Below are 21,376 nucleotides of genomic sequence, written 5' to 3'. Positions count from 1 at the left end.
AGGCTAAAAAAACAGGGTCTCTTCACCTTGTTTTTTTTTCTGTGCGCGGTAAACACCGTGGCGGCCCCATTTGAATCGCACGTACACTCGCGGGCAGAGTTAGAGTACGGGGTAGTGCTATTTGACTACTTTCAACAAGATTACTTTTCGGCACTTGTTGAACACGAATACACAAGTGAAATAGGCAACACCATAGCGTTAGATACCGAAGGCGAAATGCTTAGCGGTGGCATGATGGTGTCTTATGGCATGCCAGATGAGGCTGAGCGAAACTTGGCGGCACTCGTTAACTCTGCCACCAAAGATACCGTGCGTAACCGCATTTGGTATTACCTTGCCAAATTGCATTACAACAAATCCCAGCTAGATCAAGCCTACGCTGCACTCGACCGGATTAGCGGCGATGTAGACCCTGAGCTGCATTTTGATTACCACTATTTGGCCACCTTAATTCGCAACGATGGCAGCCATACGCAAGAGCAAAAAGAAGCTTTAAAACCGCTTTCGAAAAATAACCCTGCATACCCCTATTTACTGTTTAACTTTGCCATTGGACACCTTAACTCGGGGGATTTAGGTTCTGCAGTGGTGAACCTAGAGGAAGTTTCGCGTTACTCGGGTACGAACGAAGAAATGTCTGTGCTAGGAGACAGGGCAAAACATGGCCTTGCGCAATTAGCACTACAGGCGGGCAATTTGCCGCAAGCTTGGCTTTATTTACAAAATATTCGCACAACGGGGCTGTATTCAAACCGAGCATTGCTCTCTTATGCTTGGTCGGCCATTAAATTAAAGCGTTTTAATGATGCAATACCGGCGTTGGAAATACTAAACAGCCGCTCAATTGCCATTCCTGAGGTGCAAGAAGCCAAGGTGCTATTGGCACATTTATACGAGCAAGAAGGCTCACCTAGAAAGGCATTAAAGGGTAACTTGTTAGCCGAAAAGCAATTCCGCGAAGGGCTGAATATGCTTCAGCAGGCGCGAGGGGCTATATCGGACTTGGATGTACCGCGCGAATTTGTCGCTAACCTAGAAGCGGTAATGGATAGCGAAGATTGGTACGGTTCCAAGCCATCTGTTGATTACAAAAAGCTTACCCCGTTTTTAGTCGATTTAATGTCTAGCAACCCGTTTAACGAAACCCTTAGGGAGCTAGCAGATTTATACGCGCTAGAGGCGAACTTAGAAAATTGGAAAATACAGGCCGAAGAGCACTTAATTATTTTAAAGGCGACTAAGCAAAAAAGTATGGCCGAGCGCATTAAAGAAGCGCTTGAGCGCAAGAAGGTATTATCCGCACAGTTTACACAAGATAGCGCAGACTTAAGGTTGCATGCGCTCACCCTTTCGGAAGAAGAGCAAGCGCGCATGGACGCGCTATTACAAACTACACAGCGTGAGCTAGAGGCTTTAGATAAACTCGCTCAGCAAATGGCGCAAGTGGAGTCGGTATATCAACATCCCGCCGATTACGAAAGCCAAGTGCAGCAAAAGCACAAAGAAATTGAAGAAAAGTTAGAAAAAACACGCGCCTATATAGCGCGCTTGGAACCCGTAATGCGCGACATAGTAAACAAAGAATTAAATAAACACGAAGATAGAATGGGTTATTACCTAGCTCAATCACGTTTAGCAAAAGCGCGTTTGTACGATTCAACGCTGCTTGAATTAGAGCGAGCACAAGGCGACGGTGCGAGTGGTACCAAGGCTAAAAGCAATGGGGAGCAAGTGAAATGAAGCCTCTAAAGCGAACTTTGCCAATGTTAGTGGCGGTTATTGCTGTCGCATCGTGTGGCGGAAATAACCGTCAAAGCACGCTTGGCGATTTAGAGTATAGGCCAAAGCAAGAGCAAGAAATTGAGTTTGAAAAGCTCGATCATGCGCAAGTGCGTGAAGAATATAAAGAATTGCTCGACTTGTTTGAAGATAAACAACTAAAAGAGCAAATAGAACGCCGTATTGCCGATGTGTATATGATGGAATCTGTGCACACGCAACATCAAGATGTAGAAAAGAAAAGCTATTATTTAGAAGCTATTAAAGAATACGAAAAAATTCTAGAAAAGTACCCCAATTCGCCAGATAACGCGGAAGTGCTTTATCAGTTAGCAAAAGCATACGATATGGAAGGTGAGCAGGAAAAAGCCTTACGTATGTTAACCGAACTTACATCTAAGCATCCTTACTACCCCAATTTGGCTGAGGCGTGGTTCCGTGTGGCGGATATCCACTTTAGCAACCAGCGTTACGACCAAGCTAAACACGCTTACCAACAAGTTACGCACCTTAATACTGGTACGCTTTGGGTAAACGCGCACTATATGTTGGGCTGGACGCATTACAAACAGTTTCAATATGAAAAAAGTTTAGATTCCTACGCAAACGTATTGAACACCTACCTCGCGGGCAAAGAGTCTGCTGAAGGGTTAGGTAAGGCCGAAAAGCCTGTGGTTGAAGATACATTGCACTCAATAAGTTTATCGCTAGATAAATTAGCCGGCGCCGAAACAATTCCTAATGTACCGGGTTTGGTTGGCCGCTCTTATGTTTGGATGCTGTATAAAAAACTGGGTGACTTTTACTTAGAAAAAGAATTATTCGGCGAAGCGGTAAATAGCTACCGCGCTTATATTGATGCTAACCCTAGCTCGCAGCGTGCGCCCGTGTTTCACAATATGGTTATCAATGCGCACATCAAAGGTGGTTTTCCTGCGCTGGCGTTAGAAGAGAAAGCGCTTTACGTAAAAGCTTACGGTATTCATTCGAATTTTAACGTTGCAGATGAATCCATTCGCGCTTCTATTTCAACTTCATTACGTGAATATTTAGAAGAGCTGGCCAAATTCCATCACAGCGCAGCACAGGATTACGACAAAAAACTGGCTGAACTCGAAGAGAAGCCCAAGGGGCAAGATAAGCGTATTAGTGTTGCGCGCAAAGATGCCAAAGCGTCTTACGATTCCGCAGCGGCTTACTACAAGGAATTAGCAGACACTTTCCCTAATGACCCGAACTTCGATTCAACTATGTACTACCGTGCAGAAGTGTTATTTGCCGGTAAACGATTCGCCGAAGCGGTACATGATTACGAGTTCGTTGCTTATACGCCCAAGGGCAAAAGCGCAGAAGAGCAGCGGCCCGATGCGGGTTACGCAGCGATTATTTCGTATCAAAAACACATAGATACCTACCCAGAAGCCGAGCAAAATTCGAAAGCGGTTAGACAGTGGCAAGAAAAAGCTGTGGCTTCCATGCTTAATTTTGCTGGCACCTTCCACGCGGATGAGCGTTCACCTTCGGTACTCACTAACGCAGCAGAATACTTGTTTAGCTTAAATAAGTATGAACAGGCCATTGAAGTGTCTACTGCGCTGCTGAATAAGAACCCAAACCTCGACAACAATCTTAAGAAAACCGCTTACGGTATAGCGGCGCACTCTTGGTTTAAATTAGAAAACTATGTTGAGGCTGAAGCGAGTTACTTGAATCAGCGAGCGCTGGTCGTCCAGGAAAGTGAAGAATACAACGTTATATCTGAACGCTTAGCCACGACTATCTACAAAAATTCCGAAACAATAGTGCAAACAGGCGACAAGCAAGCCACTATCGCCGAACTATTAAAAATCAAAGCGTTATCCCCAAACTCTACACGTCGTGTACCCGCGCAATACGATGCTGTTATTTTATTGATGGAGTTAAAGCAGTGGGATACAGCAATAGACGAGCTTCTAGATTTAAAAGCTAACTTCAGTGAGCACGAGTTGGCTGTGGAATTCCCCAGAAAACTGGCATTAGCCTACGAGCGCGATGAACGCTGGCAAGCGGCTTCGCAAGAATACTTGGCGCTAAATGCAAACGACCCGGATGTGGAAGTGCAGCGCGAAGCCTTATTTGCGGCGGCAATGATGTTTGAAAAATCGGCAGAACATGAGAAAGCGATTAAATACTTTAAGCAGTATGCGCACCGCTACGAACAGCCTTTCGATACGCGAATGGAAGCGCGCTACAGGCTTGCGCTTAATTACGAAACCTTAGGTGAAGCCGGCAAAATGCAATACTGGCTGCGTAGAGTGATAGAGGCTAATAGAAAAGCTGGCGATAATAAAACTGAGCGCAGTATTTGGTTGGCGGCCTGGGCCAATACTAAATACGGCGATTTCTACGCAGAACAATTCCATAACACCAAGTTGACTCAGCCTTTGGTAAAAAGCTTACCTAAGCGCAACGCGTTTTTAGAGCAGGCTAGTGCGAGTTATCAGCAAGCTGCCGAATCGGGCGTGCTGGAATACGTAACACTTTCGGGTTATAAAATCGCGAAGTTATATCAGGCATTAGCATCCGATCTGCGAACTGCTCCGCCGCCTAGCAACCTAAGTGGCAGCGATATTCAACTGTATGAAAGTATTATCGAAGAGCAAGCCCAGCCTCTTGATCAGTTGGCAATAGAGTTACATGAAGCCAATGCTAGTCGGGCGTGGGATGGCGAGTTTAACGAGTGGATAGATAAAAGTTTTGTGCAGTTACGTGCTCTCTACCCAGAGCGATATGCAAAGAGTGAGGTATTAGTGAGTTATGGCGATGAAATACGTTAATAAATTAGTTTTTGCCGCGCTTGTTACTAGTGCCGTATTGACGCTAAGCGCCTGCAATACCACCGGAGTTAAAACCACTGGTGCGGATGTGGAGCAGGCGGCAGAGCTTATGGCTACCTTGCGCTTTGTACCAGTATTAGAGGTAGATAAAGAAGGCGTAACCCAGCCTTATGAAGCCCTACCCAACCCCTATATTAAACGTGGCCGTATTGATAAAGAATCGGTAAGCCAATTTATTACTGCTCGTAGGGCTTTCAATAAAGGCGACTTTAATAGCGCAACTAAAACGCTTAACGCGCTCACCCAGAGCGATAGCTCACTATCTGGGCCTTGGGTGCTATTAGGCGATATCGCCATGGAGTCTAAAGACACCAAGCTTGCTATTACGCACTATCAAAAAGCGCTAGAAATAAACCGTAGCAATATGAATGCCTGGTTGCGCCTAGCACATGCTTTGCGTGTACAAGGGGAGTTCCTAAAAGCACAAAACGTCTATGCCCATGCTTTGGCCGAGTGGAAAGATTGCCCAGAGGCGCACCTGAATTTAGCCGTGTTATATGATGTGTATCTCAATTTACCTTTGCGTGCGCAAAAGCATATGGAAGCCTATATGTTTTTAACCGGTGGTGAAGATAAAAAAGTCGCTAACTGGCTAATGGAAATACAAAAACGCACAGGCGTTGCTCAAGCGCTACCCGCAGATAAAACGCTATTAAAACCGGTAAGTTAATATGTATATATTTACTGCTAGTACATCAATTGCTACACGCACTTTAGCTCGTCGGTTTGTGGCGGTGGCCGGTCTACTCGTTTTAGCACTGCCAGCGTTTGCCGAAGACAGTAAAAGCGAAGCGCAAACCGATAAGAAAAAGGCCGCTGAAGTAGCAAGCGATGAGCCCAATATTAAATTGGAATCTACATTCTTTGCAGATAGGGAACAGCCTGCAGTGAGTTATTTTATTCCTTGGAAGGGGAATGATACCCCAGATAAATTGCAGTGGGATATGGAGCAAAAGCACGATGCTACCCTGCAATTAATTGATAGAGACGTAATGTTACGTTCTATCAATATTTACGACGAAATGAACATGGAACAAACAAATTAATTTTATACATTTATTTAAGCACTGAAGGTGAGACAAAATGTCCGATTTCTATATGGTTATTACCAACTTTTTCTCTGAGGGTGGCTTTTTTATCTACCCAATCGGTTTGGTGTTGGCGGTAGGGCTGGCAATAGCTTTCGAGCGTTGGGCTTTTCTGACGCGTGAGCGCATCCGCAATATAAAGGCTTTTGAATCGTTCTTGCCTTTATTACGCACAACCGATATGGACAAAATGCAGCTTTACACGCGCGAAAGCCAAGCGCCAGTTACACGTATTATTGCTTGCGGTTTAGACATGATGACCGTTTCTAAGCAGCGCGCCGATATAGAAAACGCTATGAACGAAGGTATGCTAGAAACCATGCCCCGCTTAGAAGAGCGCACCTCTTACCTTGCTGTATTGGCAAACATTGCTACGTTACTAGGCCTGTTGGGTACCATTATTGGTTTGATCGGTGCGTTTACCGCTGTTGCTCAAGCAGACCCTGCGCAAAAGTCTGAGCTGCTTTCATCCTCTATTTCTGTTGCCATGAACACCACCGCATTTGGTTTGATTGCGGCAATCCCGTTGTTAATTTTGCACTCTGTATTACAAAGCAAAACCGCCAAAATAGTGCGCTCTATTGAAATGTCTGCGGTTAAGTTTTTAAATATTATGACTATGCACCGTCTAATAGAAGCGGGTATTACTCGTTATATCGAGAAGGAAACAGGCGTAGAGCGTACGGAAGTGAAAGAGATTGGCGACGAGCTTCCTGCAACTTAATACTGAGTAGCGAACATGAAATACAAACTTGCTAATCAAGATAAAGAACCAGCAGATATAGACGTCACATCATTTCTTAACTTAATGATTGTGTTGGTACCTGTATTGCTGGTGAGTATGACGTTTACGCAAATTACAGTGCTCGAAATTTCGCTGCCAGAATTAACCGGTGGCGTGGTTGCAAGTGACGAGCCGCAATCACAGTTAGAAGTAATTATTGCCGAAGACGGCTTTAAGGTGTTTTACCCAGAGAATACGCTTATTAAAGAAATTCCTCGTGTAGAAGCCGAAGGCGTAAGTAGCTACGACTACCACACACTTTCTTTGGTGCTACAGGCTTTAAAACAAGAGCTGGCCGAAAAAGAGGATGTGTTGTTGCTATCTGACCCCGAAGTTAATTATCAGGAGTTAGTAGCCACTATGGAAGTTGTGAAGTCATATAAAACAACCATTGCTGCCAGCTTGGTAGAAATCGAGCTATTCCCTAAAATCTCTTTAGATGATGCAAAAAAGGGGAAAAGCTAATGTTGTTGAAAGAAGTCGGTTCGACTATTTTTTACCAAAAGAAAAAGCCTAACCCCGTTTCTAAGCTGAGCTTAATAGCATTAATGGATATTTTTACTATTTTAGTATTCTTCTTGCTTCTGAATTCTGGCGATGCTGAAAAAATTCACAATGCTAAATTCGTTGCTCTACCAGATTCTAGCGCCGGCAGTTCGCCGCACAAAGAAGTGGCGATTATTATCGGCGAAGACAAGATCTGGTTTGAAGATGAACTTGTAGGCGAAATAGATGCGCTACTTGCACCTAACCCCGGCAAAGTTATTCCAGAGCTGTCTGCCGTGCTGGCGGAGTATGTAGAGCGCAAGGGTGAGCTTTCTCCTTTCGAAAAGCGCTCTGGGTTGTCGGTGACTATTCTTGGCGATAAATCTGCTTCCTATACGCTAATAAAAAGCATTATGGAAACTTGCCAAGAAAATAACTTACGTAATATTTCGTTAGCAGTAAACCAAGTTGTTAAAGGCGCGTACGATGTGCAAGTAAGTGGCGCGGTTAGCACAAATTCGGATATTGGTGGGTAATATGCAACACGCTTTTCAGCCAGCTTCCTTAGAGTTGGTGTTACCTTGGGAGATAGACGAGCAACAGGATGCGCGCTTTAAAAAATGGCTTATTCGTGTAGTCGCGCCATTTTTATTGTTGTTAATTGTTATCCCCTTGCTGCCAGAGCTAGAGTTGACGCTCGACGATACGGCAGAAGAGGTGGTTAAAACGCGCATACTATTAGAGCCAAAAATTGTTGAACAACCAAAACCCGAACCGCAGAAGGTTGTAGAGCAGCCAAAACCTAAGCCGAAACCAGAAAAGGTGAAGCCGGTAGAACAGAAAAAAGTTACGGGTACCCCTGTACCGCCTGCGCCCCCTAAAACAGAGCAAGAAACTAAACAGGATTTTGCTAAAGCACAGGGCTTGAGTGGTTTATCTAACGAATTAAGCTCGCTACGTAACTCGCTCGACCTCAAAAAGCTGCAAAACAAAAATGTATCTCACTCAGATGCAGGACGCGTAGAGCACAGTGCAAACCAGGTACTAGGTAAAGATAGCGCAACTATGGTGGGCACGGGTATTAGCGTAGATGATGCCGATATGCGCAGCGACGCCATTGCACTTGCAGAGCATAATTCGTTAATTGTAGAAGGCGTGTCTACAACCGGCGGAGAGCAGAGTGGGCGCTCACATTCATCTGCTTATGGTAGCTATACCGCGGGTATGCGCGATATGGAGAGCATTCGACGGGTGTTGGAGCGCACCAAAAGTAGAACGCAATCCGACTACCAGAGATTTCTACGCGATCACCCTGATTTAGGCGGTAAATTCATTTTTAAATTTGTTATTCAGCCCGATGGCGAGTTAACTGATTTAGAATTAGTGGCAAGTGAGTTGGGTGTTGCTAATTTAGAGCAGAGTATTTTAGATAAAATTAAGCGCATCAATTTTGGTAAAAAAGATGTCTCTGCGACTTCCGTGCAATATTCATTTACTTTCTTGCCCTCTGTGTAAAATATAGTCACTTTGTTGTTTAAATGTGCGGGGTTTGCTCCCCGCATATTTACCCGCACATATAAAAGTTCCCTCGGTTTTCTGCATAAATTTTAAGCAGTTCACGCAATTTGGTACTAAATGCTTAAATTGCTAATTACTGCACATTTCCCCACCGCCTTTTTGTGAGTTTGTACCGCTGAAAAAATGCCAAAAATGGCAATATAACGATCAAGCAATAGTTCGTGATGACGTTGGTGATTGGTTATGAAAAAGAAAACCCCAAAACTTCAAAGTGCAATTTTGGCCTGCAGCCTGCTTACTCTAGGCGCGTGTTCGGGTGGGGATAACGCCGGTACCGCGGGTGATACAGCCCCTGGTAATAGCCAATCCCAAACGCCGCTTGAGTTCACTGGTGGTACGTCGTTTGTTTATGTTGAGCGCAGTATTGCGCAAATGCAGCAAAACAAGACGAATCACTTTAATAACAAGCTCAATAACGACCTAGGCACACCAACAGATTTAAGCTCGCCTTACGAATTTAACCCAGGCGCTAAGCTGTATCACCGCACTGGCTTAGAAATTGGTGCAATTGAGCTAGATGTATTAACCGATTATTTTGGCGGTACGGGCTACGACGTTAAAGACGTAAGCGTTTCGCAAGATGGCAATACTATTGTATTTGCGGCACACGGGCAGGCGGGCAATAGCGCGCATTCAAGCTGGAGCATTTACACCTACGACCTAACCAGTCAAACCATCAAGCGTGTTATAGCCGACGATACTCTGGCAAATGCTGGTGAAGATACCAACCCAACGTTCACACTAACTGGCGATATTGTATTCTCATCCGATCGCTCGGCCGGCAACCCCAATAACCCTACTGATATTTTCGTTGAAGAAAATGAAAACTGCTACAAAGTAGGGCCAAGCGAGAAGCCTTCGCTGCTACACATAATGAACGCCTACGGCGAAAATATTGTGCAGCTAACCTATGGCAACAATCACGATACTACACCTACCACGCTTAAAGATGGTCGAGTAGCTTTTGTACGCTGGTCGCGCAGCTACAAAGAAGTGCCCCAGTGTGCAACTGAAAGCAATGCTGGGTCCGGTAAATCCAATAACGACATATTCACATCGTTCTTTAATACTCAGCCAGATACACAAGGTTTAGATGCACCTACCAGCTGGTTGGATTCGCAAATGTGCGCCTATGCCATCGATACACCGGTTGGCCCAGTGTTGGCAAGCAATCACTATTCATTGTTGCGTATAGACCCAGTACGAGGCGACCTAGAGCAACTTTATAAAACCCACACCATTAATACTTCAGACGAAGAGTTCTTAACAATCGACAATATTGTTCAGTCTGAAGATGGCCGCTTAATGGCAATTATTAAGCACCATTACAACAATGTAATGGGGGGCAGTGCGGTTGCGCTTACCGATCCGCATACTGAAAATCAAACATCTGTATTTGCTTCATTTGCTCCGCAGCCAATTACATCCGAAGCGTCTAATTTATATCCTAACCAGCTTTCTGTAGCGGGTTGGTTTAGTTCTATTGCACCTTATCGCGATGGTACCGAGCGCTTATTGTTAGCGTGGTCGCAGTGTGTGACTGTATCTGAGGGGGGGGTTTCGTCGTTTTGTTCGAGCACAAACGAAGACGGTGAATTGAACAGCAAGTACGGTATTTGGATGTACGATCCAAGCACCAATAGCCGTTTACCTATTGTGCGCGCTAAAGAAGATAAGGTGTTAAGTGAATTAGGCCTTGGCCGTCCGCATGTTGGTTTCGACTTTCCGTTCGAACCCTACAGCGATGACTTTACCGATGATTTAGACTCAAGCCGTATTATTTGTACCGACCCAGGTATCGACCCGAATCCAGAGCCGGAACCTGAGCCACAGCCGGAACCTGAGCCACAGCCGGAACCTGAGCCACAGCCAGAACCTGAGCCACAGCCAGAACCTGAGCCACAGCCAGAACCTGAGCCACAGCCGGAACCTGAGCCACAGCCAGAACCTGAGCCACAGCCAGAACCTGAGCCACAGCCAGAACCTGAGCCACAGCCGGAACCTGAGCCACAGCCAGAACCTGAGCCACAGCCAGAACCTGAGCCACAGCCAGAACCTGAGCCACAGCCGGAACCTGAGCCACAGCCAGAACCTGAGCCACAGCCAGAACCTGAGCCACAGCCAGAACCTGAGCCACAGCCAGAACCTGAGCCTCAACCAGAACCTGAGCCGCAGCCAGAACCTGAGCCTCAACCAGAACCTGAGCCGCAGCCAGAACCTGAACCACAGCCAGAACCTGAGCCGCAGCCAGAACCTGAACCACAGAACTTACCACCTATAGCGAATGCGGGTGCCGATCAGGTGGTTTATCAGGGTGACTTGGTTATGCTTAACGGTAGTGCCAGTACCGACCCTGAAGGTGCTGCGTTAACCTATCAATGGACTATGGTGTCTGCGCCAGAGGGAAGTGAAAGCGAGCTGGTGGATTCGTATTTGGTGTCCCCCAATATTGTGGCGGATGTAGCAGGTACTTATGTATTTGATTTAGTTGTTAACGATACCGTACACAACAGCGACGTAGACACTGTAATTGTGACTACACAGCCGCAAGTGTGTGATACGTCGAATATTACTAGCAGGTATATTCCCGTTACTTTGCGCGACTTCCATCAAAGTCACCCAGATTTTGAATACAAGGTTGGGCAAGATTACGGCATCGTTGCGCCGTACTTAGGTGAAGATCGCTTACCCGTATATGCAAACGAGCATGGCAGCACGCCAACTACTAACGGTAAAGCTACTTTTGACCAGTGGTACCGCAACGTTGAGGGCGTAAACATCGCTTTCGATACTAGCTTAGAAATTACCCGCGAAGGAGAAAACTCCGTTTGGCGTTACAGTAACGGAAACTTCTTCCCGCTGGATAACCAAGGCTGGGGCAATACAGAAGGTCAAGACCACAACTTCTACTTCACTTTGGAAACGCACCTAGAGTTCCTATATGAAGGTGGCGAAGTGTTTACCTTCCGCGGCGATGATGATTTGTGGCTCTATATCAACGGCAAGTTGGTTATTGATATAGGCGGTGTGCACTCCATGATTGAGCGCAGTATCGATCTTGATAAAGCAGCTGCAGAGTTGGGCATTGAAGTAGGGCAAACCTACAGCTTCGACTTATTCTTTGCGGAGCGCCATACCACGCAGTCCAACTTCCAGATTGAAACTAACATCAACTTGGAATGTACAGATAATCGATAATTTGTAGTCGCTAATCGCTAGAGACCAATCACTAGTGGTTAGCGACTCAACTCTAGAAGTTCATATAAAACTCCCTCTTTGGGAGTTTTTGCTATCTGAAGACTTGATATTCCAGTGGCTAGATACTGGTTTTCTATTCGTTCGGCATAATCTCGCCAAGCCTAACGCTGCTTAACCTTCTGTGTTCTGTTACAGTTGCGGTTCTTCCCTCTCTTATTTGAAAGTCTATGATCCCTTGGTCTCAGCTAGGAACGGCTAGCATCCCCAATAATGGCGGCGAATTACGGCTTGCCCAGCGCGAAAAAGAGTTTTCTATATCGCTTAAAGGTGTGCGCGGTGAGTTAATGAATAGCCGTGTTCACTGCTCTGAAATTGCTTTAGCAGATTTAGGGTGTGCCCATATAAGTGGTGCAGACAATACCGCGGTGCTCGTAGGGGGCATGGGTATGGGCTTTACGTTGGCGGCAGCGCTTAAAGCCACCAGCAACAGTTGTGTAGTAACAGTGGCAGAGCTTGTGCCTGAAGTTATTGAATGGAACAAAGGTGCGCTGGGCGAATGTGCGGGCTACCCCATTAATAACCCTCGCACCCGCGTGTGCCTACGGGATGTTGCAGACATGTTCACCCCTCAGCGGCCCACCTTCGATGCAATTTTATTAGATGTGGATAACGGCCCAGAAGGCTTCACGCATGCCGACAATACGAGCTTGTATTCGCTGGCAAGTTTAAATGCAATTCACAACACCTTGCGCCCTAAGGGCGTGTTGGCTGTGTGGTCTGCTTGGCACGACCCAGCATTTACCACCCAGCTTAAAAAAGCCAAATTTAAAGTAGATGTTAAAACGGTGCGCGCACATAAAGGTAAAGGAAGCCGCCACACCATATATTTAGCGAAAAGAAACTAACCTCAGCGCTCATAGGGCGCGCTGTAATTTACGGTAGAACAACATGAACGATGAAATAAACTACAAAAACAATCCGCTACACGGTGTGAGTTTAAAAAACTTACTTGTAGAGCTTGTAGAGCACTACGGTTGGAAAATTTTGTTTGCCTACCTCAATATCAACTGCTTTAAAACTAACCCTAGTATCGATTCCAGCGTGAAGTTTTTAAAGAAAACAGGTTGGGCGCGAGAAAAAGTAGAAGCATTTTACCTCTACCAGTTTAAGAGTTTGCCAAGGGCCACGGACGAGCAATTTGCATTGCCGCCACGCGATCGCATTATTCCCGATGGCCAAGTACCCGGTGAGCCTGCAGAGCTAAGCATAGAAGATGCCGAACGCCTGCAAGAAAAGCGCGCTAAAAAAGCTGCCGCACGTGGGCAGGGTGGTAGAGAAAATAGCAAAGACCGGTCTAATAAAAATTACCCTAACAAGCGCCCACGTACAGGGCGCGACGATGGCAAGTCAAAGTCCGGCAGTGTGTGGGGGAACTCTGGCGATAGCGCTTCCAATAGCACTTCCAATAGCACTTCCAATAGCACTTCCAATAGCACTTCTAATAGCAATAATAAAAAACCTACCAAACCGGCGCCAGATGAATCAGACCCTTGGGCAAATTGGCGGAAATAGTGGCTTTACACTCCCACAAAAAATAATCCATAAAGAGCAAGCCTTAAAGTAGGCAATTAGGAAGGGATGCATGAATAAGCAAGAGTTTAATCAAACTCCGTTAGGCAAACTGCAGCTAACCATGAGCTGGGTGCTAGTTGTAATTCTTACGCTGTTTGGCTTGTTTTTAATTTTCAAACTGGCCACTGTGCACAATACGCCTGGCGATTACTGGAGCTCGCTTGTTCGTGAGCAGTTCCCTGTTATGGTGGGTATGCCTTTGGCGGGGTTGGGTTGTTTGTTTCTAACCTTGGTGTTGCGTATTTCAACTGGCCCAGTGGAATGCGAAGTTGGCGGTTTAAAATTTAAAGGGGCTGCCGCGCCAATTGTATTTTGGTTAATCTGTTTTATGGTGTGCATTGTGGGTATGAAATTGCTGTGGCAGTAGTACTCACCATTTGATTTGGCTCAAAATTATTTATAACTTCCCGTCTCTTGCTTGATTGCCTAGTCGTATCGCGAATACAATAACAATATTGTCAATATCACTTTATGTGCGCAGTTCTAGTGATTATTTACCTATTATTAGATTCAGGTTTTGCTATGCTGCGCTCGTTTTTCGTGTTTCTCCGTTCTATTTTTTGCGCTTTAGTTTTCGCTTGCGTTTACCTATGTGTGTTGTTGGGCTGCGGCCAAGCTGATACCGTTACGAGTCTGCGCGAATATAACGTACATATCGTAAACCCAGACTATGATGGCGGTTTATATGATGCGCACAATAACCAGTATGTTATTTGGGGTAGCGACGGTGTTATTGCTACCTCGACAAATGGCGTAAGTTGGCAACAGTATAGTGGCGCTACTGCCTATACTATTCGCGATGTATCTGTGCATGAAAATAATATGCTTGCTGTTGGCGACAGCAACACTATTTTAGAATCTTTCGATGGCGGTACTTCTTGGCAAAGCGCTGAACGCAGTGAAAATAGTTCGGATTATTTAACCGCGCTTATTCGGACAAATGGCGATAAGCTTGCTGCGGGCACTAATGGACAGTTGTTATTAAAGCCAGAGGGCCAGCCGCAATGGCACCCCGTAGGAGTTGCAACGCCAGCGGTTAAAGCCTTAATTGAATTTAATAACACGCTTATTGCTAGCGGCGACAATGGATTTTTAGCTACATCTCAAAATGGTTATGAGTGGCAAGTTTTAGAAACCAATTTAGCGTCTAGTATTGGGTATTTGGTTTCGTCGAGTAATCATGTTGTAGCGCTTGCCGAGCAGGGCGACTTTTTACTTTTTGATGAAATCTCACAAGGCTGGCGCCTGTTTGATACCAAAGTACAGGCGCCGTTTAGTGCCGCAGCTTTTTCTGAAAACGGCAGCGAATTAGTTATCGCCGCGCAAAACGGCCAAATAGTGTGTGGCGATTTAGTAACAAACACGTGGCAGCCTAGCGCAGTAACCTTAGATACTGTTGCGCACGGTGTGAGCAGCGTAATTTACAATAGCGCAAATAAAACGTTTTTACTGTCTGGGCACAGTGGCATGTTTGCCACCTCTGTAGATGCTGGTAAAACGTGGCAAGCGACTAGAGTAAATGCATCCTACGGTGTGCAGCACCTTTTATTTAATACCAATAGTGGTCAACTGGTGACATTTGGGCGCGGTGGTGAATTGCATTTAAGTTCGGGCGTTGGGCAGCCTTGGCAAACAGTGCAAGAAAATTTATCGGGGTATTACCGTTTAGGTAAGGCTTTTAATAACCACTGGTTGGCGCTAGGTACAGTGGGCGAAGTAGTTACCGCAGGTATAGAGAGTGATGCTCAATTAAGTAACAACATTACGCCCGCTTGGCAAATGCACGATGTGCAGTACCCCAACCCCAATACGCCGCCTTTTTTTCGCAGTTTAATCTCTTTACCCAATAATCATTTATTAGCGGCAGGGCCCACCGGCGCAATAATGAAATCTGAAGACTATGGTAAATCGTGGCGCCCGGTATTATGGACGCCTTTCGACAACAACGAAGCTTTTACCCAGCTTATTTATAATGCCTTTAATAATTCTGTTATTGCTATTGAAGCCGACGGTCGCTTTTATATATCACCAAATTTAGGTGAAAGCTGGCAGAGCCAACCAATACAAGCACCACACCGCTTATGGGCAGGGGATGTAAACCCAAGTAATGGCGTAGTGGTAGCAGTTGGTCAGCGCGGGCAAATAGCGGTGTATAACCCTGCCAACAATAATTGGGCGGTGCAAGCCATTGCCAATATACCTGATCTATACGGCAGCTTTTATTCTGCATCTACTCAACAATTTTATCTCGCTGGGCAAAGCGGCAGTTTAATAGTCGGCTCTGCGCAGGGCGATAACTGGCAAGTTGTTAACACAGGAACCGCCAGCGCATTAAGAAATGTAAGCGAAACACCTAAGGGTGCGTTAATTGGTTTTGGTGGCAATCAAACCATTCTGCGCAAGCCACCAGAGTCTAGTGCGTGGCAAATAGTAAACGGCGGGCCAGATGGCGAGCTTAGGTCGCTGCACGTGCATCCGCAAACCGGTCAGCTATTTGTAATTGGTAGTCATGGTTTATTGTTTTCGAGCCTAGACGATGGCGTAACGTGGGAGCGAATACAGTTGCATACTCAAGCAGGGTTCCGCGGGTTTGCATTAGCTGAAAATAATCGCTTTTTAGCTACCGGCGAACGGTTGGTGGTAGTAGATATGTCCGCTAATCAATAGGGCATTAGAGCAATGAAACAAGCGACGAAATACAAAATGACTAACAACCGCTTTTCTTTTTATATGGGTACGCTCATTGTGGCCAGTTTGTTAGCTGCATCTAGCTGTATGGCGAATACAGTAATGAGCTTTAATATTCGCACAGAGCACGCAAACGACCCCGGCGAGCTGGCGTGGGAAAAGCGAAAAAATAACGTGGTGGATGTTATTGTAAAAGCGAACCCTTCCGTAATTGGCTTGCAGGAAGCATCAACTAACCAGCAGCAATATATAGAAGAGGCGCTTGGCCCTAATTGGTTGCCTGTTGCCAATGCCCCTATTTTGTTTCGCAGTGATATGTACCGATTATTGGCTAAAGGTGCTATTGAGTTAGTAGAAGATAAATGGGAGAAACGCTTTGCTTACTGGGTGAAGCTAAAAGCAAAAAACACCAACACAAGCTGGCTATTTATAACTACACACTGGGGGGTAGATGAAGCCTCGCAGTTGGGCTCGGCGGAAATACTACTTAATGCATTACCTGCGGTAATAAAAAATTGGCAGTTGCCCGTGGTGTTAGTTGGCGATTTCAATGCAGAGCCAAATAGCGAGCCATACCTAAAAATGGTGAACGGCTCGCCGCTGCAAAATAATTTTTGGGGGCTTACATTCACAGGTTTTAAATCCAAAGCAATAGCGCAAATAGATTACGCATGGGCGGCAGGTTTAACGATTAATAAATGTAAAGCCGATCGTTTCGACGCATATGCCACCCCCGCAAGCGATCATTACCCAATAATATGCGAATTCAAACTTTAGTACAGAATGGCTAATCGCCAGCTAAAACTAGCGATTAACGTTTATTAGATTATCTTCGAGCGGTAGTTTTAACTATTTAATAAATGTAAAGCCGGTAGGTGCTAAGCTTGTTCGGCCGCCCCGAGCGAGGACTACCCATTAGTGTGCGCATTCAAACTCTAGTACAGAATGGCTAATCGCCAGCTAAAACTAGCGATTAGCGCTTAACGTTTATCGATTAATACCCTACCGAATTAGCGTAATCGATTATTTTTTTGCCGTAATTGCCACCCCATTCATAGCCATACCTGCGCTCGGGTTCAATAAGCATAATGTCGTATTGCTTACCGTTACCTGCTGGGTTGTCACTTGCAGAGCGGCCGCTAAAGAATCCAACGTCTTGGTCTAAATCGTAAAAGCGGTACCACATAGTGCTACCTGCTTTCGTTTGTATCGGGTTGTAGTTGTCATCGTTATTTGTGCGTTTTACATACTCGGTGTTGGCGACTTGAACATTTGGGTTGCGGTACCAAGCAAGGGCTGCTTTCACGGCATTTTCTATGGCTTCGCTTTGCGGGCGTGTCATTAAAAACGCTACAACCAATACAGATTCTTTACCGCTTTTAGAGGCCAACTCATAAGAGCGAGCTGCTTTTGCCTCGTAGGTATAAGGGTCGTGTTGCGCACACCAAACGGTTTTCACGTCGCCCTGTACTATTTGCGCATTCAAAATAAAATCGATGCCGCCATTTATTGCGGTAGTAATACGCGTGTGCTGGTCTGTGGTAAAAATGTCGCCATCGAGTGGTGCTTCTAATCGCGCGGCTTTATCCAATAAAATAAGTACACGAGCCATGGCGTTATCGTTAAACGTAACGTGATTGGAGTAACTGGTGCCAGTGCGCGCAGGGTAAACCTGTGGCCAACCGCCAGTGGAATATTGCATGGTAAGTAAAAATTCCAACGCGCTTCTTGCGGCATCTCTATATTTAGTTTCACCGCTGCGTTTATATACGTCCGCTAAAAATAATAATTCGCTAACGGTTGCATCATTATCAATTGTGCCAAGCTCAACGCCGTTGGCCCCAGTCCAGCCAGAGCGGGCATCGCTACCGTTCCAAGCCGAGCTGTATTTAGATACGCCGTATTTATAAAAACCACCGTGAGGCATTTGCCAGGTAATCATATTGTCGGCAATTGTTTTATCTGCGGCTAATTTGGCTGCTGTTGTGCCGCTACCCGTTAGCCAGGACTTGTAATTATTTAACTCGGTATAAATAGGGTTGCCTGTTTGCGAAAGCATTGGCCCAGTATGCTCTGTGGCGCAGTCTGCTGCGAGTACACCTGCACCTGCAATAGTAATAGCGTCTACATTGGGTAAGCCACCCGCGGTAAGTGCACTTAGCTGGATGGTGTTTTCGCCTGCGGCTAACGAAACGGTGTGGGTTTCGTCTGCCCATGTGGCCCAGTCGCCAGTGGTAGCAAAACCATAGGTGGTATTTATTTCGTTACTGCTAAGCGTTGCGCCGCGTGCAGTGGAACCGTTTGCGAATCGCACACTTACATCATAATTGCCGCCATCGACATCTACCTTCCAAGTAATGCTGGCGCCTTCGGCATTGGCGGTGTCTACAAAACCTGTACCGCTATACCCCTCGTGATTATTCACAATCTCACCGTTAACAGTGCAAAAGCCTTTTTCGCTTTCCTGAATAGTGAGTGTGCCGGCGCTACCACCAGAAGAGCTGCTAGAGCTAGAGGATGAGCTGCTGGAACTGGAAGACGAGCTGCTTGAGCTAGACGAACTACTAGAGCTGGATGAGCTGCTAGAACTCGTGGAGCTGCTAGAGCTAGAGGAACTGGTGGAAGCGTTTATCTCTTTGGCTGGGCCAGAACTACCTCCACCGCAGGCACTTAATAGTGTTGCGGCGAGTGCGAGTGTAATAAGGCGTAGAAAATTCATAATTGTTGCTCTGTATGTATTTATATTGCGCGCACATAAGTGATTAGGCGCGATGTATACATCCTGTTTGAATTACCTTGTGCGAGCTTTAAAAGCTAACAGCTTATTCCAAATTGATATAAATATTATTATTTATTGGTAATGCCGCATGGTAGCTCGAATTACTCTTGATTGTAATACCTTCTGGTGCGTTGTTTTTCTAGCGTGTCAGGCCAATCTCTGTTTCTATTCCCTTTATTGCGGTATATTCGCGCCGCGAGTAGCTATGCCTGCTCGAATAATGATCAACAATAAAAGCAAATAACCCGAGGACTCTTTCATGTTTCGATACATCCTTACTGCTTTCGCATTGGTGGCAGCGGCTTCCTGCGCGCAAGCAGCTACCAATCGCCCTAGCGGTTACACCACCATATGTAAAACCAATCAAACCTGCTCTGTTTCAAGCCCTACCAATGTGGCGTTTGGCGCATCGGGTAAATTTACCTTTAAAGTGCTTAATGGCTCTTTTGTTTGTAGCGTAGCCACTTTTGGCTCCGACCCTAACCCGGCTAAAAGTGCTAAAGAGTGCTCTATTCCGTCGGATGGCTCTTCCAGCACCTCTAGTACTTCGAGCACATCGTCTAGTTCTAGTAGTTCATCTAGCAGCACAAGTTCAAGCAGCAGCTCTAGCAGTTCTTCTAGCTCTTCGTCTTCCAGTAGCTCAAGTTCTAGTTCAAGTGGCTCTTCGCAAGCTGGCTGCGGTAGTGGCGGGGGAGCAACGGTTTGTTTATCGGCAACCGATACAGCTAGTGCTATCAATTTAAATTGGACAGTGAGTGGCTCGCTGTCGAGCGTGCAGGTGTATCGCGATACCGATCCCAACCCAAGTGGACGTACGCGGTTAACGTCGTTAAGCCCTTCGGTAACAAGCTACACCGACAACAACGCACAGGCCGGTACAACCTACTATTACTGGATTAAATTCGGCGCAAACGGCAGCAACTATAATTCCGGTGCTGCGTCGGCTGTAATAGCCAATACCGGTAACGATGATGAAGGTTGTGGTAGTGATGTGTGCTTGACGGCAACCGCTAATATTGGCTCTATAGGCTTAAGCTGGGGCTCTTCTGCCGCTTTAACCAGCGTACAAATTTATCGCGATACAGATTCAAACCCAAGTGGGCGTACACGTATTGCATCGCTTAGCACTTCTGCAACCAGCTTTACCGATTCAACCACTGCAGTAGGCACAACGTATTATTACTGGGTTAAATACGGCTTAAACGGCAGCCAGCTAAACTCTAATGTTGCATCTGCCACTGCTTTGCAAAATAACACTGGCAACGCAAGTTGCCCCGGTGAAACAAGTGGCGAAACTGCAGCAACCGTGTATTACGTAACACCAAACGGTTCGGCTAGTGCAAGCGGCAATAGCTTTGCATCTGCAATGGATATAGACACAGCACTTTCAATTGTAGGCGCGGGGCAAATGATATTAATGCAGCCTGGTACCTACACCGTTGCCTATAGTGCGGGTAATAAAAATACCAAAGTGCTTTCGCGCTCGGGTGCCGCTGGTGCACCTATCAAAATGGTGGCAGCCAATTGCGGTCGTGCAGTGTTTGATTTTTCGTTCCCAGAACGTGAGTGGGTGCAAGATTCTTACGGCTTTTTCTTAACTGGCGATTACTGGTATTTTAAAGGAATAGAAATTACCCGTGCAGGCTACCAAGGTGTGTATGTAACGGGTGCGCACAACACATTTGAAAATTGCGCCTTTTATTACAACCGCAATACAGGTTTAGAAATTAACAAAGGCGGGTCTTACACCACCGTCATTAATTCAGATGCCTATCGCAATTACGATCCCAAGAAAAACGGCAGCATGGCCGATGGCTTTGGCCCTAAACAAACCCAAGGCCCAGGCAATAAATTTATTGGTTGCCGCGCGTGGGAAAACTCCGACGATGGATTTGACCTGTACGATAGCCCAGAAGAAGTAACTATTGAAAATAGCTGGGCATTTCGCAACGGTGTAGATGTATGGGGTTACGGTGGTTTTGCGGGTAATGGCAACGGCTTTAAATTGGGCGGTAACCACGTGGCTGCAAACAATCGTATTACCAACTCGGTTGCGTTCGGCAACCCCGTAAAAGGTTTTGATCAAAACAATAATGCCGGCGGTATTACAGTGCTTAATTGCACAGCCTACGCCAACGGCACTAACTACGGCTTTGGCAACAACTTAAACTCGGGTGAGCAACACTACTTCCGCAATAATGTTTCTGTATCTGGCGCTGTGAATATTAGCAATGCCGACAACAAATACAATTCGTGGAACGGCGGAGTAACAGCATCCACGGCAGATTTTGAAAACGTAGATTTATCCAAAGCCACCGCTGCACGTAACATAGATGGCAGCCTGCCAAACAACGGCCTATTCCGCTTAAAAAGCGGCAGCGATTTAATAGACGCCGGTGTAGAGGTAGGTTTACCAAGTAACGGCAGCGCGCCCGATATGGGAGCGTTCGAAGCTAACTAGCCCCTCCAAAAAAATACGGCGCGGTAA

At 46.0% G+C, this 21,376-nt stretch carries 16 protein-coding genes; 15 read left to right on the top strand and 1 reads right to left on the bottom strand.

Annotated features, from left to right (window positions below):
• Positions 1 to 57: 57 nt before the first annotated feature.
• From SDE_RS15485 to SDE_RS15420, 14 genes are all read left to right on the top strand, one after another.
• Positions 58 to 1,740: a tetratricopeptide repeat protein gene (locus tag SDE_RS15485; protein WP_193339774.1), complete on the top strand. Its 1,683-nt coding sequence runs from the start codon at positions 58 to 60 to the stop codon at positions 1,738 to 1,740.
• Positions 1,737 to 4,595 (top strand): tetratricopeptide repeat protein, encoded by a 2,859-nt coding sequence (locus SDE_RS15480; RefSeq protein WP_011469433.1) that lies wholly within the window; start codon positions 1,737 to 1,739, stop codon positions 4,593 to 4,595. Before SDE_RS15485 ends, SDE_RS15480 begins: the two co-directional genes overlap by 4 nt.
• Positions 4,576 to 5,325: a tetratricopeptide repeat protein gene (locus SDE_RS15475; protein ID WP_226986436.1), complete on the top strand. Its 750-nt coding sequence runs from the start codon at positions 4,576 to 4,578 to the stop codon at positions 5,323 to 5,325. Before SDE_RS15480 ends, SDE_RS15475 begins: the two co-directional genes overlap by 20 nt.
• Before the next feature lies 1 nt (position 5,326).
• Positions 5,327 to 5,701: a hypothetical protein gene (locus SDE_RS23130; protein ID WP_011469431.1), complete on the top strand. Its 375-nt coding sequence runs from the start codon at positions 5,327 to 5,329 to the stop codon at positions 5,699 to 5,701.
• Positions 5,702 to 5,738: 37 nt separating this feature from the next.
• Positions 5,739 to 6,467: a MotA/TolQ/ExbB proton channel family protein gene (locus SDE_RS15465; protein ID WP_011469430.1), complete on the top strand. Its 729-nt coding sequence runs from the start codon at positions 5,739 to 5,741 to the stop codon at positions 6,465 to 6,467.
• A 15-nt stretch (positions 6,468 to 6,482) separates the two neighbouring features.
• The gene (locus SDE_RS15460; RefSeq protein WP_011469429.1) at positions 6,483 to 6,992 is read left to right on the top strand and encodes an ExbD/TolR family protein; all 510 of its coding nucleotides are present in this window, start codon (positions 6,483 to 6,485) and stop codon (positions 6,990 to 6,992) included.
• Positions 6,992 to 7,549, top strand: coding sequence for an ExbD/TolR family protein (locus SDE_RS15455; protein ID WP_011469428.1), 558 nt, complete (start codon positions 6,992 to 6,994; stop codon positions 7,547 to 7,549). The genes SDE_RS15460 and SDE_RS15455 overlap by 1 nt, the downstream gene beginning before the upstream one ends.
• Position 7,550: 1 nt before the next feature.
• Positions 7,551 to 8,528 carry an AgmX/PglI C-terminal domain-containing protein gene (locus tag SDE_RS23180; RefSeq protein ID WP_011469427.1) on the top strand — a complete coding sequence of 326 codons (978 nt, stop codon included), beginning with the start codon at positions 7,551 to 7,553 and terminating at the stop codon, positions 8,526 to 8,528.
• A gap of 246 nt (positions 8,529 to 8,774) precedes the next feature.
• Entirely contained in the window at positions 8,775 to 11,789 is a 3,015-nt protein-coding gene (locus SDE_RS21995) for a fibro-slime domain-containing protein (protein ID WP_011469426.1), read from the top strand.
• A gap of 227 nt (positions 11,790 to 12,016) precedes the next feature.
• Positions 12,017 to 12,694 carry a hypothetical protein gene (locus SDE_RS15440; RefSeq protein WP_011469425.1) on the top strand — a complete coding sequence of 226 codons (678 nt, stop codon included), beginning with the start codon at positions 12,017 to 12,019 and terminating at the stop codon, positions 12,692 to 12,694.
• A gap of 43 nt (positions 12,695 to 12,737) precedes the next feature.
• Positions 12,738 to 13,361, top strand: coding sequence for a VF530 family DNA-binding protein (locus tag SDE_RS23120; RefSeq protein WP_011469424.1), 624 nt, complete (start codon positions 12,738 to 12,740; stop codon positions 13,359 to 13,361).
• A 70-nt stretch (positions 13,362 to 13,431) separates the two neighbouring features.
• Positions 13,432 to 13,788: a hypothetical protein gene (locus SDE_RS15430; protein WP_011469423.1), complete on the top strand. Its 357-nt coding sequence runs from the start codon at positions 13,432 to 13,434 to the stop codon at positions 13,786 to 13,788.
• A 227-nt stretch (positions 13,789 to 14,015) separates the two neighbouring features.
• Positions 14,016 to 16,088, top strand: a complete 2,073-nt coding sequence (locus SDE_RS15425) for a YCF48-related protein (protein ID WP_158303883.1) — start codon at positions 14,016 to 14,018, stop codon at positions 16,086 to 16,088.
• 12 nt (positions 16,089 to 16,100) lie between these two features.
• Entirely contained in the window at positions 16,101 to 16,886 is a 786-nt protein-coding gene (locus tag SDE_RS15420; RefSeq protein ID WP_011469421.1) for an endonuclease/exonuclease/phosphatase family protein, read from the top strand.
• Between the two features lie 217 nt (positions 16,887 to 17,103).
• On the opposite strand, the gene pelA is transcribed toward SDE_RS15420, so the two are convergent.
• A complete protein-coding gene (pelA, locus tag SDE_RS21465) occupies positions 17,104 to 18,828 on the bottom strand; it encodes a pectate lyase (RefSeq protein WP_011469420.1) in 1,725 nt (574 codons plus the stop codon).
• A 319-nt stretch (positions 18,829 to 19,147) separates the two neighbouring features.
• Here pelA and SDE_RS23115 point away from each other — a divergent pair, with 319 nt between their 5' ends.
• Positions 19,148 to 21,349, top strand: a complete 2,202-nt coding sequence (locus SDE_RS23115) for a right-handed parallel beta-helix repeat-containing protein (RefSeq protein WP_011469419.1) — start codon at positions 19,148 to 19,150, stop codon at positions 21,347 to 21,349.
• Positions 21,350 to 21,376 lie beyond the last annotated feature (27 nt).

Source organism: Saccharophagus degradans 2-40 (assembly GCF_000013665.1).
Taxonomy (GTDB): domain Bacteria; phylum Pseudomonadota; class Gammaproteobacteria; order Pseudomonadales; family Cellvibrionaceae; genus Saccharophagus; species Saccharophagus degradans.
Note: the sequence above shows the minus strand (reverse complement) of the source record. Positions and strands in the feature narration are given on the sequence as shown.

Bases quoted from the DNA above. Each gene is read 5' to 3' on its own strand.
- pelA (WP_011469420.1), bottom strand. From the start codon at position 18,828: ATGAATTTTCTACGCCTTATTACACTCGCACTCGCCGCAACACTATTA.
- SDE_RS15455 (WP_011469428.1), top strand. From the start codon at position 6,992: ATGTTGTTGAAAGAAGTCGGTTCGACTATTTTTTACCAAAAGAAAAAG.
- SDE_RS23120 (WP_011469424.1), top strand. From the start codon at position 12,738: ATGAACGATGAAATAAACTACAAAAACAATCCGCTACACGGTGTGAGT.
- SDE_RS15475 (WP_226986436.1), top strand. From the start codon at position 4,576: ATGGCGATGAAATACGTTAATAAATTAGTTTTTGCCGCGCTTGTTACT.
- SDE_RS23130 (WP_011469431.1), top strand. From the start codon at position 5,327: ATGTATATATTTACTGCTAGTACATCAATTGCTACACGCACTTTAGCT.
- SDE_RS23115 (WP_011469419.1), top strand. From the start codon at position 19,148: ATGTTTCGATACATCCTTACTGCTTTCGCATTGGTGGCAGCGGCTTCC.
- SDE_RS15460 (WP_011469429.1), top strand. From the start codon at position 6,483: ATGAAATACAAACTTGCTAATCAAGATAAAGAACCAGCAGATATAGAC.
- SDE_RS21995 (WP_011469426.1), top strand. From the start codon at position 8,775: ATGAAAAAGAAAACCCCAAAACTTCAAAGTGCAATTTTGGCCTGCAGC.
- SDE_RS15440 (WP_011469425.1), top strand. From the start codon at position 12,017: ATGATCCCTTGGTCTCAGCTAGGAACGGCTAGCATCCCCAATAATGGC.
- SDE_RS23180 (WP_011469427.1), top strand. From the start codon at position 7,551: ATGCAACACGCTTTTCAGCCAGCTTCCTTAGAGTTGGTGTTACCTTGG.
- SDE_RS15430 (WP_011469423.1), top strand. From the start codon at position 13,432: ATGAATAAGCAAGAGTTTAATCAAACTCCGTTAGGCAAACTGCAGCTA.
- SDE_RS15420 (WP_011469421.1), top strand. From the start codon at position 16,101: ATGAAACAAGCGACGAAATACAAAATGACTAACAACCGCTTTTCTTTT.
- SDE_RS15480 (WP_011469433.1), top strand. From the start codon at position 1,737: ATGAAGCCTCTAAAGCGAACTTTGCCAATGTTAGTGGCGGTTATTGCT.
- SDE_RS15465 (WP_011469430.1), top strand. From the start codon at position 5,739: ATGTCCGATTTCTATATGGTTATTACCAACTTTTTCTCTGAGGGTGGC.